Genomic DNA, 17428 nt, shown 5'->3' with positions numbered 1-17428 from the left:
CCATATCTTATATCGTCATGCCACCGTCAACTGTTAGCACTTGTCCCGTTAAGTACGGTTGGTGCAATAAAAAGTCAATTGCTTGGGCAATTTCGTCGGGCGTCCCAAAGCGTTTGAGTGGAATATCACTTAAGGCAGCCGCCGTTACACGGTCATTCAATTGTGCCGTCATGGCCGTCGTAATCATTCCTGGGGCCACCGCATTACACCGCACTTGGCGCCGAGCCGCTTCCTTTGCCGTCGTTTTAGTTAAACCAATAATTCCAGCCTTACTAGCCGCATAGTTCGCCTGGCCGATATTGCCATGTAACCCGACCACACTAGCAACATTAACGATGGCGCCTTGTCGCTGTCGCTGCATGACTTTTAAAGCGTATTTGGTCATATTAAATGTGCCCAATAAATTTGTTTGAATCACACTCATGAAATCTTCCGCGTGTAGCCGCGTTAATAACTGATCATGGGTCACACCAGCGTTATTCACGAGTCCATCTAAGCGACCAAAATTTGTCATCACGGTCTCAATTAAATCAGCCGCCGTTTGATCATCGCTCACATCACCAACTAATTGCGTCAACCTTGGATATTCAGCCGTTAATGCTTGCCAATCGGCCGCTTCAATTTCATGATGAACGTTTAAAATAACGCTGGCCCCCTGAGCTGCCAACCGTTTGACTGTTGCCAAACCAATACCCTTAGCAGCTCCAGTGACTAAAATCACTTCATCCACGCTCACGTACCTCCTCAGTATCCTGACAATAATTCTGCCAATCTGTCACATCTTCAATTGACCAAACCCTTACCCCTGACAATGTTTGTTTGGCAAAAGTTGCTAAACTATGCCCCGGTCCAACTTGAATAATCTCATCGACCTCATATGTCGCAATTCGTTGTAAGCAGGCCGCAAAGTGCGTTGGCGATACTAACTGTTTTACCAACGTTTCCTTGACAGTTGCCTGGCTAAAGGGGGTCACGGTCGTATTACTGATGACCGGAATTTGGGGTGCTGCAATATTAACAAATCGTAATCGTTGCGCCAACGCCTCACTCGCTGCTGCCATTAACGGCGTGTGTGAAGCCACCGCAACGTCTAATGGGACCACCCGTTTAACGCCGTGTGTTTTTAAATAGGTTCGCACAGCTTGAATACCAGCTGCATCGCCACCAATAACAATTTGATCAGCTAGATTGTAATTAGCGGGATACGCAACCCCCACTGCTTGGGCACTTTGACAAGCGGCTGCAACCAGTGCCGGCGTTACCTTCAACGCCGCGACCATCTCCCCGGGATGCTGTAATCCCGCTCGTTGCATATATCTAGCCCGATCGGCAACTAACTTCAAGCCATCAGCAAATGGCAGGACGCCAGCTGCAATCAATGCGGCATACTCGCCAAGGCTCAATCCTGCTAACACGGTCGGACACTCATTAAGCAACGCTGTTAAAGCACGATATAACCCCATATTCATCGCTGTAATTGCAACCGGCATCCGTTGAGCATCATCGATCCAATCAGCAGTTACCCGCAAATCCCAGTCCAACACTTGATTAGCTTCGTCAATTGTGGCTTGGTACGCTGGTAACGTTTGATAAAGATCGGCCCCCATATCGGCAAACTGTTGTCCTTGACCACTGAATAAGATTGCCGTTTTCATAACTTAGTCCTCGCTAGTTTCCTGATGAGTCGCCACATAATCAACTAAATCACCAACCGTGGCTAAAGCGTCATCCGTTTCGATTTCGATATCATATTCGTCTTCGATCTTATCGATCACTTCAAAAACGTCCAGACTATCAAGTGCTAAGTCTTCGGTAAAGTTCGTTGTCATCGTAATCTTGTCAGCATCCACGTCTAATTGTTCCACGATCATCTTTTTAATTTGGTCAAAAATTTCAGTTTTAGTCATTGTTGATTCCTCCAGAATTTTTAAATTAATTTTAAATGCTTGATTTCAGTTATCAATTAATACTCAATTACGGCACTACCAACGGATAACCCGCCGCCAAAACCGGTAAACACCAGCTTGTCACCACGTTGAACTTGCTTTTGGGCAACCATTTCAGCAAATAGAATCGGTTCACTGGCCGCCGCAGTATTGCCATACTGTGCAATGTTCATCGGTAATTGTTCCGTAGCTAAGTTTAATTTTTGACCAACGCTCTTAACAATACGTGCGTTGGCCTGATGAAGCACAAATGCTTTAATATCACTCGACTCAAGCCGTGCCTGCATCAACGCCTGCTCAATTGAGTGGGGCACTTGCTTAGTGGCAAAGTCATAAACCCGCCGACCATTCATCTGAAAGGCCCAGCGGTTAGAACCTGCACCATCAGTCCGTGTTGACCACGGATTCACCTGAGGCTGCTGTCCCGCCGTTAAATAATGCCCGTCAGCGCCAAACGTCGCGTAATGACCGCCCAGCCAGTGCCCAGTGGCCGTATTAGGCTTAGCAGTAATCAATAGACCACCCGCACCATCACCAAATAAAACGGCAGTGCTACGATCATGCCAGTCTACTAACCGACTCAAGGTCTCGCTACCGATTAACAAAGCGGTCTGACCCGGTTGTAAGTATTGGTGAACCAACTGCATCCCATAAACAAAGCCCGCACAGGCAACATTGATGTCAAAGGCAATTGCTTTTTCAGCCCCAATCGCTGCCTGTACTTGAGGAGCCGTCGCCGGTGTCAAATAATCCGGTGACATGGTTGCCACGATGATCAAATCAATCGCCGTCGCCGCTAGCCGACTTTGCTGCAACAACTGCTGGGCAACTGAAACAGCTAAACTCGTCGTTGTCTCATCGGTCGCGACGTGGCGAGAACGAATTCCCGTTCGCTGCTTGATCCAATCATCAGAAGTCGCCATCAGTTGCGTTAGTTCTTGATTCGTGACTTTGGTCGTCGGCAGTGCCTTAGCACTCGCTAAAATCGAAAAATTAGTTGTCATGGTTGGTTACAATTCGGCAATGCTTTTAAAAAACTTTCCCAAACGACAATCGCCGAATTGACATTACCACCTTTCTATTTTGAATCAGTTGCACCAACGATAAAGGTTAAATCAGTTGTGCAGGCTGCCTTGTCACCGACCATCGCCTGACAACTCACCGTTCCCATGTTGGACCGTTGCTTGACCATTTGGACATGCAACTTCAAGACATCACCGGGACGGACAATTTTGCGGAACTTGGCATCCTTAATGGCGCCAAGATAAGCCGTCTTACCAGCAAACTTTTCAGATTTTAAAATCAGAATCGACGCGGCTTGCGCCAAAGCTTCAATAATCAACACGCCCGGCATGACCGGGTTACCAGGAAAGTGCCCTTGGAAAAATGACTCATTGATCGTGACATTTTTCGTCACCACGATCGATTCACCCGGATTTAATTCATCCACCCGGTCCATGAATAAAATTGGGTACCGGTTGGGGATTAATTGCATAATTTCACTTGCTTCTAACACACTCATAGTTAGTCGCTCCTTTCACGGCGTTTGGGAATGGCATTAAGTTAATCGTCCGACCAAATCTTGTCAATTGATTTCAGCAGATTAATTTACAGTATGTTACATTCTTCAGTGGTTAAATCCCGGTAAGCTGGGCTCTAATCGGGCTTTATTTTTTTGCGAAAATTTCGTAACTGGCCAATTTTTGCGGTCATAATCCGTCAACGAACTGGCACAGGTTAGTAATTTGACTATAAAGTTTATAATGTGTTCAATCGGTTAATGATTCCTCGTAAAAAATAGTTTCAACCAACCAGTCACCTGTCTGCTGGCAGTCACTAGGATAAAACTAGGGCATTAAAAAGCGCCTGAAACTCGTCGTCTCAAGCGCTTCTATTCAGAAAATCGATTTTTCTAATCACCATCCACCAATAAATCCACTGACAAGCTGGCCCTGCACTTCCGATTGCAATATCACCCACAACAGGACGCTGAAGCCCACCATGACACCTAAACACTGTCCTTCAAAGTCGGTTAGCGTCGGTAGTTGCAAGAGTCCGAGTTTGCGCCGTTTTTGACGGGCCAACTTAATGATGACTTCACCCGTCACCACAGCTAGTAGTGGTAACATGACTAGCCACCAGCGGCTGCCGAATGAATCCGCCAACCCGGCACTATTGAAATGCGTCACCACTGTTTGGGGTGCCAAACCAATCATAATGACACACATCAAAACGACCACGGCCACAATTATTCGCACGATCCAAGTAAAGACTCGCATGGCGCTCACCTCATTTTTGACCCAGTATAGCAAGCTGGCGTCCGCCTGGATAGTAAAATGCGTTTTTTTAAACGGTTAATTATCGAAGCCGACTACAATTGTGCGACCAGCTAGCTTTAACGACACGGTTCAACTGGTTGCATATCTTTTTTCTAATGCCAACGCAAAGACTAGTCTAAATCAACTAAGTTTGATTGATTTTTAACATTAATTATTGCCATCAAAAAAGTCGTTTCAGCACGATGAATCAGTACTGAAACGACTTTTGATTGATTACTTTGAAGCGACTAGTTACCTAGTCGAGATTAATCAATGGTAATCATAGCCTTAATCGTCTTTCGATTTTGCATATCTTGGTAAGCCTGATTAATGTCGGCTAATGGATACGTTTGCGTAAATACCCGGCCCGGATTAATATTACCGTCCAAAACTGCTTTGAGTAAGAACTGTTTGTCATAAGTCGTAACGGAGGCGGAACCACCAGCAACCGCAATATTTTGAGCAAAGGTTGACCCAAGTGGCCGGTTATTATAATGTGGTACACCCACATAGCCTACGCGACCCCCATTATGCAAAACACCTAAAGCTTGGTCAATGGCCGCTTCGGTGCCGACACATTCCAACGCCGCATCCGCGCCGCCACCAAGGATTTCACGTACCTTCGCAATGCCTTCGTCACCACGTTCAGCGACAACCGCGGTCGCGCCAGATGCCAGTGCCATTTGCTGCCGATCTTCGTGGCGACTCATCAAGACGATTTGCGCGGCACCCCGCAACTTAGCTGCAATCACAGCACATTGCCCAACGGCACCGTCACCAATAACCACGACTTTATCGCCCTTTTGAACGTTTGCACACCGTGCCGCGTGATAACCAGTCGGCATCACGTCTGCCAGCGTCAACAATGACTTGAGCATCCCTTCCGTATAGTCACTAGGTTGACCAGGAATCTTAACTAACGCCCAGTTACCATAAGTGAAGCGAATGTATTCTGCTTGAAAGCCATTAGACCAATTTATGTGGCCCGGATGCCGATCACAAGTACCATCGAAACCAGCCAAACAAGCCGCGCACTCACCACAGCCATGGGTAAATGGGGTGATGACAAAGTCGCCTGGCTTGACCGTCGTAATGGCCGAGCCAATTGCCTCAACGATTCCGATAGCTTCATGTCCTTCGTTGATCGAATGGGCAGCTTTGTCATCACCATGCGCATATGACCACAAATCGGAACCACAAACACAAGTCCGCACGATGCGCACAATGACATCATCATCAGCTTGCAATGTTGGTTTGTCAACTTCCTGAACAGATACTAGCCCAGCTTTTTCGAAAATTGTTGATTTCATCCTAATCACCTTTGGCCGCCTCAACCAAAATTCAATCAGCGGTCGTTCCCTTCATCATTAAAATAATAATATTAAAACGAATACACATATATTATAACAAGAATCTGCACGTATCAGTTAATGATTGCACCAAGTCGGGCGTCACTAAATATTTAGTTACTCAGATAATCGGGACTAGCCGCGCTTGTCATTTATCTGTCAGAAATTTTTCATAAAAATGCGCCCAACCATGTTAGTTTCCTAGCAAAGTCAGGCGTCTTAACTCGGTCGATCGACCACTTTCAACTCAAGCACGAACCCACTTTAATAGTGCCGTAGCTGCCAACTCATGGAAGCGAGCGCCATAGGTTAGGCCTGCGTCATCACAGCGGTAATTTGATTGATGTAAGGTCCCATTGCCGCCTGAACCTAAGAATCCATAGAATCCTGGAATACATTCTTGATATAACGCAAAATCATCGTCGGCATTGCATAGCTGGGCAGGCACAATATCAAAATCATCTTTCAGAACACGTGATAGTACAGCGGTAAGTGCCGCGTTATTGTTGACACAGCTTGGTCCTCGGTCCCAATCAATTGTAGCGGTTTGCTGATTCATCTTGGCAGTTGCACGCACAATATCGTAAAAACGTACTTTAGCTAGATCCCGGTTAGCCGTGTTGAAGGTCCGAATCGTGCCTCGTAAATTCGCCGTATTTGGAATCACGTTAAAAGTCGTTCCCGCTTGGACGGCAGCAATCGTTAGCACCAGTGCTGCGTCTGGCGCAATATTTCGGCTACGAATGGTCTGTAAATTACTGATCAATTCACCAAGCGTCACGATGGGATCATGACTTGCTTCGGGCATCGCTGCATGGGCGCCCTGGCCCAGAATTGTGACGTCAAAATTATCATTACTAGCCATGAGTGGTCCAAACTTCATCGCTAAAGTGCCGACTGGTAAATTCGGCATATTATGGAATCCCGCAATCGCACGAACACCTGCTAGAACACCATTATCAATCATCATTTTGGCACCGCGGTGTCCTTCCTCCGCAGGCTGAAAGATCAGTCGCACCGTACCATTGAGATCCGCCTCATGCACTTTCAATAATCGCGCTCCCCCTAATAAGGCGGCCGTGTGAAAATCATGCCCACAAGCGTGCATCCGACCAGGAATCGTTGATCTAAAGGATAACTCATTGTCTTCTTGGATTGGGAGTGCATCAATATCCGCGCGCAACGCGATGATTGGCGCACCATGCCCAATCTCGGCCACCACCCCAGTTTCTCCCGGATAGTCTACCAACCGAATGTTCAACTCAGTCAATGTTTGCTTAATTAAAGCGGTCGTCGCGACTTCCTGCAGTGCTAACTCTGGGTGTGCGTGTAATTGATGGCGCAAGGTCGTCATCCAAGCTGCTAAAGTTGTTGTCATCATCTGAAAAGCCCCCTATAAAATTTTCAAGAAGATCGACGCAATAATCACTGACGCCACTGAGACGGTTGCAAAACCGCCCACTAACATTTTAGGTAACATCTGGTCTAGTAAATATTGCTTTTCCTCCGCAGTCGATCCCATAATTTCGGTCACTTCATGGGTGACGATATAGTCCGCGGGGAAACCAAATAAGGCAGTCAATGCACTTGCAAAAGCCATTTCGCGGCTAAATCCCAACGGTCGCGCCAATAAGCTAGATGCAATCCACATCCCTAAAACACCAAGAACGATCAACGTTACAATCGGGATCAAAATACCACTTAACATGCTGATTTTAACAATGTTTAGATTGGCAAAAATATAAGCTAGCAGACCATACATCAGCCAGTGAAAGACGCCCGCTTTCTCCAACACCGCATCTTCTAAAAAGCCCAACTGATGCGCGATAACACCAAACACTAAACAAATGATGTACTGATTAATCGTGCCATGGGCTAACTGGGCAGTCCATTCAGCTAGCCCAGTCACAGCAGCGACTTTAAATAACATAAAAGCTGAAGTATCATAAGCAGCCGGTAGTTGCCAATGCCGTAATTGAGGTTGAACTGATTTCACCTTCGCTGGTACGGTTGGTAGCGGGCACACTGGTAATTGCGCCGTTGTTTGAACTGTCGCACTGGTGGCAGAATCAGCGGTCGCGACCGTGACGTCTACATGTCGGACTTGCAATAGTCGGCGACTCTCCCGTTTGAGCATCCACGCGGTTAGCGGATAACCGAGCATGCTATGCATGACAAACATTGCCACCGGAAACGCCACGAGTGCGGTAATATGTTGGGCCTTGAGTCCAGCTGTCATCAGAAAGGCAGCCACTAACCCACCCGTCAACGGGGGCACACTGGCAACGATCGTGTGCCAATCAAATAAAAGACGGCCAATTCCCATCGTGAGCACCACTGTTCCAACCACGCCACTCAGGGCAATCACAACTGCACGCCACTGTTTTAACAACAATTTCAGATCCATCAACGTCCCCATATGAACCAATAAAACGGCTTGGGTAATTTGAATAAAGGCAGTGCCAAATGAAGCAGCGGGGACAATGTTTTTGGGAACAATTGTCCAAAAGCCCACTAGAAATAAGAGTGCCGTAATAAATACGGAGGGAACATAGGCCCGACTGCGCGTGGAAACCCACTCGCCAAGCATCATAAAGCCCATGACAACCATAAGAGAAATAGTTGCTACCATTACCATCACTTCCATTAGCTTAATTCACGATTGGTTTTTTTCTAATCGTATTATCATAATCTAACAGAAAGCCAATCGTAAAACGAGCCGTTCAATCAGATTCCGTTTAAACCCAATCTCATTCGCAACGACACAAACGATTCTAAAGTATCGCACCTAGTTCCGATAAGATTCCAAATACTAGATTGACTGAACTAACTAAGCAAATTTTAATCAAAATTTAAATCCATGGGACAATGGACTGGGCGTTCATAAATAAATTGACGCCCCAATCGACCATCTATGCGGTGATGCGTATCAGTGAAACCATGGGTCAGGTATAAATGTTGCGCCACATGATTGGCATGATTGACCGCTAATAATATTGTTTGAATCATCGGATAATGACTGGCAAGATAACGTGGTAATTCGGCAAGCGCGTCAGACGCAACCCGCTGATGCTTAAAGCGATCATCAACAGATAAGGCTCGCAACAAAATCGTATTCACTTCCGTTTCACCGTAACTGAGCGGTCCTTGACCAACATGCAAACAGAAAAAGCCCACTAATTGGTTGCCATTCATAATCATAACGGCCGTTCGTTCTAAATCAGATTTGCAAGCACGAATAACTTGTTGTGGCGTCGCCGTGTACATCACATTAACCAGTTGATACTGTTGTATTTGCTTCAGTGCTCCCCGTGTCGTCGAATAACGTACTAATTGAATCATGACCATCACACTTCCATTTGACCGATTTAGCACTTAGTGTAACAGTCCGTGGTCATGACTGGGAATTTTAATAATTCAATTGTTGAATTGACTAACTGGTGCTCGATTCAGCCTGCACTAGCTGGACGACGCACTAATCCACCACAAAAACGGCATCGGAAAAACTGCCCGATGCCGTTTGGTGATATTCGATTAAACCAGTTAATTTCAAATACGATTCAAGTACTTCATGGGCGCAACAAAATCTTGCCAGCAACTTGCCCGGTCTCAAGGGCCCGGTGCGCAACGGCTCCTTCTGCTAATGAATAGACTGTCGCTGGTCGTATCGTCACGCGATGCGTGAGCACATCATCAAACAATTGATTGGCACAGCACTGACGAGCAACCGCGCTGTCCAAATAATCCCATAAATCACCAGTCATCAAACTCTTGGATTCGGACATTAGCTTGACTGGATCAATTACTGGTGGATTGCCAGCTGCCATGCCATAAAAAATGACCCGCCCACGGTGCTTGGTAGTCGCCAGACTAACTGGTAGTGTCTTACCGACCCCATCAAACACCGTATCAAAAAAATTATGATGGGTCGTGTCCCAAGGATCATGGCGCATAAAAACGGTGGTTGCGCCAGCTTGATAGGCCAATTCAGCTTTCGCCGGTGTTGACGCGACACCATAAACAGCCACCTCATTGGCCACGAGCAGTTGCGTTAATGGCTGCCCAACACCACCGCTGATGCCATGAATCAAGACTCGATCGTGCGGTTGGTTTTGCGCCAAGTCATGGACTAAGAACTCCGCAGTCATGCCCTGCAATCCAATGCTAGCGACCTGCTGATCATTGATTGCCCGTGGTACTTTAATCGCCTGATCAGCTGGAACCGCGACGAGGCTAGCGTTGGCAAACGGCACGTCAACGAATAACACCCGATCACCGCGTTTAAAATTCGCCACTTGCTTACCAACTGCCACAACTGTTCCCACGCCTTCATAACCATCAATGTACGGTTGATGCTTTTCCAAATGATAGGTACCACGACGACGATAAATGTCGGCAAAGTTGAGCCCGATATACGTTGTTTTAACCAATACAGTATTTGCAGTAACGATTGGGTCCGCCACCTCACCGTACTGTAGGACCGACGCATCGCCAAAATCATTAAAAAATAATGCTTTCAACTAATCACCCGTCTTTTCTAACAAATCGTCAATCTGGCCCGATGCTGTTACCAACGTCAAGAAACGGTGGTTCCAAATCCGATCTTGATAAAAATCAATCGTTTGTTGCGCACTCATCATGGAATTGGCCGTCGTTGTCGTCAACCCCCGAACCATTTCGAGGTGGTAGCCTAACCCATGAGCCATTTTAACCGTCGTATCCACACAAAACTCGACTTGCGCACCACAGATTTCAAGTGTTTGACATCCAATCGCCGTCAATTGGGCTTGTAAATCCGTGTGATAAAAAGCGTTGGCGTGCGTTTTCTGGACCACAATATCGGTTGCTTCAATTGGCAACTCTGGTATCATCTGCCAATCGGCAGAACCAGTGACTAAGTCAGCATCGTGATGTTGCACAAACACGATTGGCTTATTTTGAGCCCGATAACTCGTCATGCGTTGTTGAATACCCGCAATCACGGTTGCCAAATTGGCAACCGGTTGGGGCCCGCGACAGACACCAACTTGCATATCAATAATAATCAGTACATCCGCCATGTTGAGCCCTCCTTAAATTAATTTAACTGGCTTGGTTAGCGTCAACTATTATTAACGACGCCCACAAAGCAGTAAGCTGTTTTTAGGCTAGCACATTATCCTAGCGTTTCCCAGCATTTAATCGAAGTAGCCCGGCACAACAACATCGTAACAAACAAGATCAGTCAACTGTATCAGCCGTGCGACCATCCAATGCGCGCCGCATCCGTCGCGTATAGTCTCTTAAGACTGCTGTCGCTGGTTGGTGCGTCGCAATCAAATGCACGACTGCACTACCAACGATGACCCCGTCCGCAATTTGTGCCATGGCCTGGGCCTGGGCTGGCTCATGGATACCAAAACCAATTGCGACAGGTAACGTAGTCGCATGGCGAATCTTCGCCACCAGTGTTGCTAAATCAGTCGTGATGTGTCGCCGGGTCCCCGTGACACCTAGTGATGATACGACATAAATGAAGCCCCGCGCCTGCTGGGCAATCGCTGCGATACGTGCATCATCACTCGTTGGCGCAATCAATGGAATCAAAGCAATACCATAGTGGTCTAAGGTTGGTCGAAGTTCACCAAAGGCTTCTAGTGGCATGTCGGGAATAATCAAGCCTGCGACATTCAAACTTTGACACTGCTGGGCAAAGGCAGCATAACCAAACTGATAAACAATGTTCGCATAGGTTAAAAATACGAGTGGAATAGTTGTCTTCTCTCGAATTGCCACCACCAACTCAAAAACGCGTTGGGGTGTGATGTGTTGGTCAAACGCACGGAGATCAGCGGCCTGAATTTCGGGACCATCAGCCACAGGGTCTGAGAACGGAATGCCAATCTCAACGAGATCACAACCCGCTTCTGCTAACGCAACAACTTGGTGAACTGTCGCTTCAAAATTAGGATCACCGGCCACTACAAAAGCAATAAACGCCTTATGATTTTTAAAAATTGTTGTTAAATCAGTCATCAATTGTCACCCCTCGATACTTTGCAATTGCCGCCACATCTTTATCTCCACGACCGGATAACGTACAAATAATAGTTTGGTCACGTCGCATCGTTGGTGCTAATTGTTGTACGTAGGCGACTGCATGGGCACTCTCAATCGCACAGATCACCCCTTCGACCTTAGCAATCAGTTCAAATGCTTGTACTGCTTGGTCATCGGTGATCCCCACATATTGCGCCCGGCCACTCGCAGCCAGGTAGGCATGTTCCGGTCCGACGCCCGGGTAATCCAGCCCAGCCGAGATTGAATAGACCGGGGCAATTTGTCCGGCTTTATCTTGTAAAAATAGTGACTTCATGCCATGGAAGATACCAGTCCGACCACGTTCAATCGTCGCAGCCGTCAACGGCGTTTGAACACCCTTACCCGCTGCCTCACAGCCAATCAGCTCAACTGACGTATCATCAAGAAAAGCCGCAAAACTTCCAATGGCGTTACTGCCGCCCCCGACACAAGCCACGACGGCATCCGGCAAATGACCTGTTTGGTCCAGGATCTGCTGTCGGGCTTCTACACTGATGACACTTTGAAATTCATGTACCATCATTGGAAATGGGTGTGGTCCCGTTGCAGAGCCCATGATATAAGCTGTATCATCACAGCGCCGCGTCCACTCTTGTAAGGCCGCGTTGATCGCATCCTTTAGCACCATTGAACCAGTCGTGACCGGGTGGACCTTGGCCCCTAATAGTTGCATCCGGTAAACATTCAGCGCTTGACGATCCGTGTCTTTCTTACCCATAAAGACGTCGCATTCCATCCCGAACAAAGCAGCAATAGTTGCAGTTGCGACCCCGTGCTGTCCAGCCCCAGTTTCAGCAATCAATCGCTTTTTGCCCATCTTCTTTGCCAACAGTGCCTGCCCCAAGACATTGTTAATCTTGTGCGCACCCGTATGGTTCAAGTCCTCACGTTTAAAATAAATCTGAGCACCACCTAATTGATCTGATAATCGTTGTGCATGGTACAACAACGATGGCCGGTTCGCATAGTTATTCAACAAGTCAGTCAACTCTTCTTGAAAATGCGCGTCCTGTCGGTAATGTTGAAAGGCGCGATCCAACCGCTGTAGCTCGGTCATTAATGTTTCTGGAACGTACTGACCACCAAAGTCGCCGTAACGCCCCGCCTGTGATTGATTTTTAATCATACTAATTCCTCCTAATTTCTGTTAATAATGGTGTTGACACGCCCGTTTGGTGCGCCCGTTGGACCATCAGATTGATTTTTTCACGGTCTTTATTGCCCGCCGTCTCGACGCCACTAGCCACATCGACCATTGCCGGGTACACCTTGTTGATTGCCGTTACGATATTCGTCGGTGTTAAACCACCAGCCAAGATAAACGGCCGGACGGGACGCTGTGATTGTAATTGATTCCAATCCAACACCTGTCCACTACCTGGACGGGCATTATCCAATAATAAGTAATCCGCTTGACATTGTGTAGCATTCGCTGGCGTCATCGCTTGAATCACCGGCACATGGGCGGCCATTAAGGACGCAATCCGAGGATCATCGACGGTAGCGTGTAGCTGGACCACCTGAATAATGTGCTGTTGCACGAGAGCTAAAATTTCCGATAATTGATTAGTTGTAAACACGCCAACACGCCGGATACGCGGATCTAATTGCTGTGACAGTTGGCGCGCGGTCGCCATCGTAATCCGTCGTCGACGACCGGGGGCAAATACCATCCCAATTGCGTCTGGGAGCGCTTGATTAACCATCACGACATCCGCTGGTCGCATTAAGCCACAAATTTTGATTTGAGTCATCCACGCACCCCCGCCCGCAATTGCATGACGGCTTGACCTTTATCTGGTGCACGCATCAATGTTTCGCCAACTAGCATGGCGTCAAAGCCAGCAGCGGCCAACTGTTGAGCCTGTGTGGCCGTTTGAATACCAGACTCAGCGACCACATAACACTCAGCTGGAACTGCTTGCCGTAACTGACAGCTCGTTGCAAAATTGACACTGAAATCTTTCAAATTCCGATTATTAATGCCAATAATCCGGGCCCCAGCCGCCACCGCTTGCTTAATCTCAGCCGTTGTATGGACTTCAACTAGCGCACTTAAATTCAGCTCATGAGCCAACGTAATGAAAGCCTGCAGTTGAACCGGTGTTAAAATAGCAACAATCAATAAAACCGCACTAGCACCAGCAATACGAGCACTCGCAATCTGACTAGCAGCCACAATGAAATCTTTACGTAATGTGGGTACCGAGACCGTTTGCGCAATGGCTTGTAAGTAAGACAACTGTCCTTTAAAATACCGGGGTTCGGTCAACACTGAGATGGCATCGATCCCAGCAGCAACATAGTCTTGCGCAATCTGTAAATAGTCAAACTCAGCCGCAATCAGCCCCTTAGAAGGTGACGCCCGCTTAACTTCACCAATAAGCTGTAAGCCCGGCTGGGCCAGCATTGCTTCAAATGATAAAACGGGGGTGGTCATTTTTCGAGCTTGTTGAATGCGCTTCACACGCTCCCTAACTGGCACCTTCTGAACCCGTTGCTGACTCGCCTGGACGAGTTGATTTAAAATCATGAGGCCATCACCGCCTGACTACTCTGAATTAATTGGGCCAACTTAGCCGCGGCCGCTCCTTGATCGATTGTTTGCTGGGCCAACTCAAAAGCGGCCGCTAGATCCAACTGTGGCTTGGCAATATGCAACGCCGCGGCGGCATTCATCAACACCACGTCACGAGGGGCCCCCGGTTCTCCAGCGAGCACTGCCCGCGTGATGGCGGCATTAACTTGGGCACTACCACCAATAAGAGCCGCATGGTCACAACGCGTCAGTCCAAACTGTTCAGGCGTCAGGATTCGCGTTACTTGCTGCCCATGATTAATTACGATCACATCCGTAGGGGCTGCTGCTGAAATTTCATCTAAGCCGTCTCGGCTATGCACGACCATGGCATGTTTAACACCTAAACGCGTCAACACTTCGGCTAATGGAGCCATTAAAGCTTGCCGGTATACCCCTAATAGTTGCATCTCAGCATGAGCTGGGTTGGCTAAGGGACCCAGTATATTAAAAATAGTTGGAATCTTGATTTGTTGCCGGGCCGGAGCGACGAATCGCATCGCCTGATGATATTCGCGCGCATACATAAAGGCAAAATTGGTCCGCTCTAGCAATGCTAGACTCTGAGCGGGCGTTAGATCGATTTTGATACCGAGTGCTTCTAAAACATCCGCCGCACCACTCTTGGACGACGCCGCACGATTGCCGTGCTTGGTCACTGGTACACCCGCAGCAGCGACCACTAGCGCAGTGGTCGTCGAAATATTAAACGAATTCGACCGGTCACCGCCCGTCCCAACGATTTCTAGCGTGGGCCGTTTAACTTTAAAAGGTAACGCCTGGGAACGCATCGCAGTTGCTGCACCAGCAATTTCATCGATAGTTGCCTTTTTGATGGCTAAGGCGGTCAAAAAGCTCCCAATCTGTGCGTCGGTGGCTTGACCTTTCATAATTTCCGTAATGACTTGTTGGCTCATTGTAAAGTCTAGATTTTCTTGGTTAGTGAGTTGTGCAATCGCTGTTTCAATCATAAGTATTCCTCCACTCTCGTCTGCTTAATGTTTAAGTGCTAAAAAATTACGGATCAGTTGCTCACCAACGGTGGCTGGCGTCATGATTGATTCTGGATGAAATTGAACGCCGTACAGCTGACGGCCCACATCTTCCACTGCCATGATTTCCTGATCATCGCTTGTCCCAATGATTCGAAAGTTAACGGGCAAACGGCCCGCATCAGCTACCAACGAGTGGTAGCGCGCTGCCATGAACTGCATCGGACAATCTTTAAATAGTGATGACGGCTGCACGTGCATTAACGTGGCTTGCCCGTGAACTAAATGCTGGGCGCCTTGCAGCGAACCGCCAAAAGCGGTGACCATCACTTCTAATCCCATACAAATCCCCAATATGGGGACCTGACCAGCTAATTGTTGCACGACTTGTGGACTAACTCCCGTGTGGGCTGGCGTCCCCGGCCCTGGTGATAAAATGATATGGTCAGGTTGTAATGCCTTGATTGCAGCAACCGTCAAATCGTCATTTTTAATGACCCGTACATCGGGCGTCAGACGACCAATTAGTTGATACAAGTTATAAGTAAAGCTGTCATAGTTATCAATTAATAATTCCATCTTTAACTCGTCCTTTCGCGTCTTGTACTGCATTAACGATCACTCGTTGTTTATTCTGGCACTCCTTAAATTCTTGAGCGCCGATACTGTCAGCAACAATGCCCGCACCCGCTGGAATCACCAACTGTTCATTCATTCGGTAGGCCAGCCGGATGCCAATCGCCATGTCTAAATTACCGTTACAATCCAAGTAACCAAAGCAACCACCATAAGCACCCCGCGGCACCTGCTCATAATGATTAATCAGGGTCATTGCTTCAATCTTAGGCGCGCCAGCTAACGTCCCAGCTGGAAAAGTAGCGGCAAGCACTTGGAGTGCTGTAGTAGTCGGCGCCACTTCTGCGGCCACCCGAGACCCTAAGTGCATGACTTGCGAATAACGAATTAATCGCCGTAAATTAGTCACCCGGACACTTTTAAACTTTGCAACTTGTCCTAAATCGTTACGTCCCAAATCAACTAACATATTGTGCTCGGCAATCTCTTTAGGGCTGGTTTGTAATTCATGAGCCAACTGCTGATCCTCGGCAGGTGTTCGACCACGGCGTCTCGTCCCGGCCAATGGATACGTCGCGATTTGTTCCCCATCCTTCGTTACTAACGTTTCTGGTGAGGCCACCGTCATTTCGAAATTAGCCTGTTTAAAATAACAGGTATACGGGGCCGCTGTTTTTTGAAGTTGCTGATAAACTGCCAGCAATGACCCGCTCATGGTCCCCAAACATGGATTAGCATATATCATTTGGAAAATATCACCAGCGTAGATGTGTTGGCGAATTCGGTCAACCTGACGCGCATAGGTCGCTTGATCCGCTTGCATGTGTAATGGTTGCTGTAAGTCAAATGGTGGCAGAGCTATTGGTTGCTGTAATTGTTCAATAATGGCGGCTAACTGTTGCGTTAGAGCCGTTTGAGTCACGGCGTAAGTTGCCGCTAAATCCGCAGTTGAAATCAGCTGCGTCAACCCAAGCTCATGATGTCGATGATCATAGACGAGCACACTCCTAACTAAGAATAAACCTAAGTCATCGAGATCTGCGGTTGCTGGTGATTTCAAATGCAACTTGGGTACAAATTGTTGAACATACTCATAGCCGAAATACCCTATCAAGCCCCCCGTAAATGGTGGTAATCCTTGAATTCGTGGTGTTCGATATTGGTTTAGAATGGCTTGGAGTGTCTCATTAGCTGGTCGTTTGTGCTTGGCTAGTTGCCGGCCCGTGAGACTTCGCTGTGGTTTAAAACTAAAATAGCTATATCGTTGGTGCCGATCAATCGTCAGCGCGAAACCGTTCCCCATCTGGTGGACGATTTTAGCAACCGCAATGGGGTCAAATGTGGCGAGTGGTCGTTTGACCATCACTGGTACGTAGGGATAATGATCCTGATAAGGAATCAAAGTTGGTAATGTTGGATTCATATTGAACCACTCCTCATTAATAAGATAGTTTTACTTGAGTTGTGGTTAATTGCCATCGTTGCTGCATTGAACTGCCCCCTATCAAAAAAATCCGTCCATGACTAATGACAGTCAAGGACGGATTTTTCCGCGGTACCACCTTGGTTGGACACCAAGTTATCCCAT

General features: G+C 47.5%; 19 protein-coding genes. All 19 read right to left on the bottom strand.

Annotated elements, in window-relative coordinates; translation table 11 throughout:
• Positions 1–7 precede the first annotated feature (7 nt).
• The 19 genes from fabG to V7R88_RS06330 all read right to left on the bottom strand — a co-directional run bounded on the left by fabG (position 8) and on the right by V7R88_RS06330 (position 17263).
• Complete coding sequence (gene fabG / locus V7R88_RS06420) at positions 8–736, bottom strand: 3-oxoacyl-ACP reductase FabG (RefSeq protein WP_003644334.1); 729 nt, start codon at positions 734–736, stop codon at positions 8–10.
• Complete coding sequence (locus tag V7R88_RS06415) at positions 723–1655, bottom strand: ACP S-malonyltransferase (protein WP_054398125.1); 933 nt, start codon at positions 1653–1655, stop codon at positions 723–725. The genes fabG and V7R88_RS06415 overlap by 14 nt, the downstream gene beginning before the upstream one ends.
• A gap of 3 nt (positions 1656–1658) precedes the next feature.
• The gene (gene acpP / locus V7R88_RS06410; RefSeq protein WP_011101500.1) at positions 1659–1907 is read right to left on the bottom strand and encodes an acyl carrier protein; all 249 of its coding nucleotides are present in this window, start codon (positions 1905–1907) and stop codon (positions 1659–1661) included.
• 56 nt (positions 1908–1963) lie between these two features.
• Complete coding sequence (locus tag V7R88_RS06405) at positions 1964–2950, bottom strand: beta-ketoacyl-ACP synthase III (protein WP_054398127.1); 987 nt, start codon at positions 2948–2950, stop codon at positions 1964–1966.
• A 74-nt stretch (positions 2951–3024) separates the two neighbouring features.
• Positions 3025–3468: a 3-hydroxyacyl-ACP dehydratase FabZ gene (gene fabZ / locus V7R88_RS06400; protein ID WP_003640408.1), complete on the bottom strand. Its 444-nt coding sequence runs from the start codon at positions 3466–3468 to the stop codon at positions 3025–3027.
• Between the two features lie 394 nt (positions 3469–3862).
• Positions 3863–4225 (bottom strand): DUF1648 domain-containing protein, encoded by a 363-nt coding sequence (locus tag V7R88_RS06395; RefSeq protein WP_054398129.1) that lies wholly within the window; start codon positions 4223–4225, stop codon positions 3863–3865.
• Positions 4226–4530: 305 nt separating this feature from the next.
• Positions 4531–5574, bottom strand: coding sequence for a zinc-binding dehydrogenase (locus tag V7R88_RS06390; protein WP_054398131.1), 1044 nt, complete (start codon positions 5572–5574; stop codon positions 4531–4533).
• A gap of 286 nt (positions 5575–5860) precedes the next feature.
• On the bottom strand, positions 5861–6994 hold the full coding sequence (locus V7R88_RS06385) for an amidohydrolase (protein ID WP_054398133.1): 1134 nt from the start codon (positions 6992–6994) through the stop codon (positions 5861–5863).
• Positions 6995–7006: 12 nt separating this feature from the next.
• A complete protein-coding gene (locus V7R88_RS06380; protein ID WP_057717372.1) occupies positions 7007–8245 on the bottom strand; it encodes a hypothetical protein in 1239 nt (412 codons plus the stop codon).
• Positions 8246–8454: 209 nt separating this feature from the next.
• On the bottom strand, positions 8455–8955 hold the full coding sequence (locus V7R88_RS06375; protein WP_054398137.1) for a GNAT family N-acetyltransferase: 501 nt from the start codon (positions 8953–8955) through the stop codon (positions 8455–8457).
• A gap of 227 nt (positions 8956–9182) precedes the next feature.
• Positions 9183–10133 carry an alcohol dehydrogenase catalytic domain-containing protein gene (locus V7R88_RS06370; protein WP_054398139.1) on the bottom strand — a complete coding sequence of 317 codons (951 nt, stop codon included), beginning with the start codon at positions 10131–10133 and terminating at the stop codon, positions 9183–9185.
• Positions 10134–10673 (bottom strand): cysteine hydrolase family protein, encoded by a 540-nt coding sequence (locus tag V7R88_RS06365; protein WP_054398141.1) that lies wholly within the window; start codon positions 10671–10673, stop codon positions 10134–10136.
• Between the two features lie 160 nt (positions 10674–10833).
• On the bottom strand, positions 10834–11628 hold the full coding sequence (trpA, locus tag V7R88_RS06360; protein WP_054398143.1) for a tryptophan synthase subunit alpha: 795 nt from the start codon (positions 11626–11628) through the stop codon (positions 10834–10836).
• Positions 11621–12820, bottom strand: a complete 1200-nt coding sequence (gene trpB / locus V7R88_RS06355) for a tryptophan synthase subunit beta (RefSeq protein WP_015380293.1) — start codon at positions 12818–12820, stop codon at positions 11621–11623. Before trpB ends, trpA begins: the two co-directional genes overlap by 8 nt.
• A gap of 1 nt (position 12821) precedes the next feature.
• The gene (locus V7R88_RS06350; protein ID WP_011101491.1) at positions 12822–13448 is read right to left on the bottom strand and encodes a phosphoribosylanthranilate isomerase; all 627 of its coding nucleotides are present in this window, start codon (positions 13446–13448) and stop codon (positions 12822–12824) included.
• Positions 13445–14227 (bottom strand): indole-3-glycerol phosphate synthase TrpC, encoded by a 783-nt coding sequence (trpC, locus tag V7R88_RS06345; protein WP_054398145.1) that lies wholly within the window; start codon positions 14225–14227, stop codon positions 13445–13447. The genes V7R88_RS06350 and trpC overlap by 4 nt, the downstream gene beginning before the upstream one ends.
• Positions 14224–15243 carry an anthranilate phosphoribosyltransferase gene (gene trpD, locus V7R88_RS06340; protein WP_024002821.1) on the bottom strand — a complete coding sequence of 340 codons (1020 nt, stop codon included), beginning with the start codon at positions 15241–15243 and terminating at the stop codon, positions 14224–14226. The genes trpC and trpD overlap by 4 nt, the downstream gene beginning before the upstream one ends.
• A gap of 24 nt (positions 15244–15267) precedes the next feature.
• On the bottom strand, positions 15268–15843 hold the full coding sequence (locus V7R88_RS06335; protein WP_054398148.1) for an anthranilate synthase component II: 576 nt from the start codon (positions 15841–15843) through the stop codon (positions 15268–15270).
• Positions 15827–17263 carry an anthranilate synthase component I family protein gene (locus tag V7R88_RS06330; RefSeq protein ID WP_054398151.1) on the bottom strand — a complete coding sequence of 479 codons (1437 nt, stop codon included), beginning with the start codon at positions 17261–17263 and terminating at the stop codon, positions 15827–15829. Before V7R88_RS06330 ends, V7R88_RS06335 begins: the two co-directional genes overlap by 17 nt.
• Positions 17264–17428: the final 165 nt, after the last annotated feature.

The organism is Lactiplantibacillus argentoratensis (genome assembly GCF_037290055.1).
Taxonomy (GTDB): Bacteria; Bacillota; Bacilli; order Lactobacillales; family Lactobacillaceae; genus Lactiplantibacillus; species Lactiplantibacillus plantarum.
Note: the sequence above shows the minus strand (reverse complement) of the source record. Positions and strands in the feature narration are given on the sequence as shown.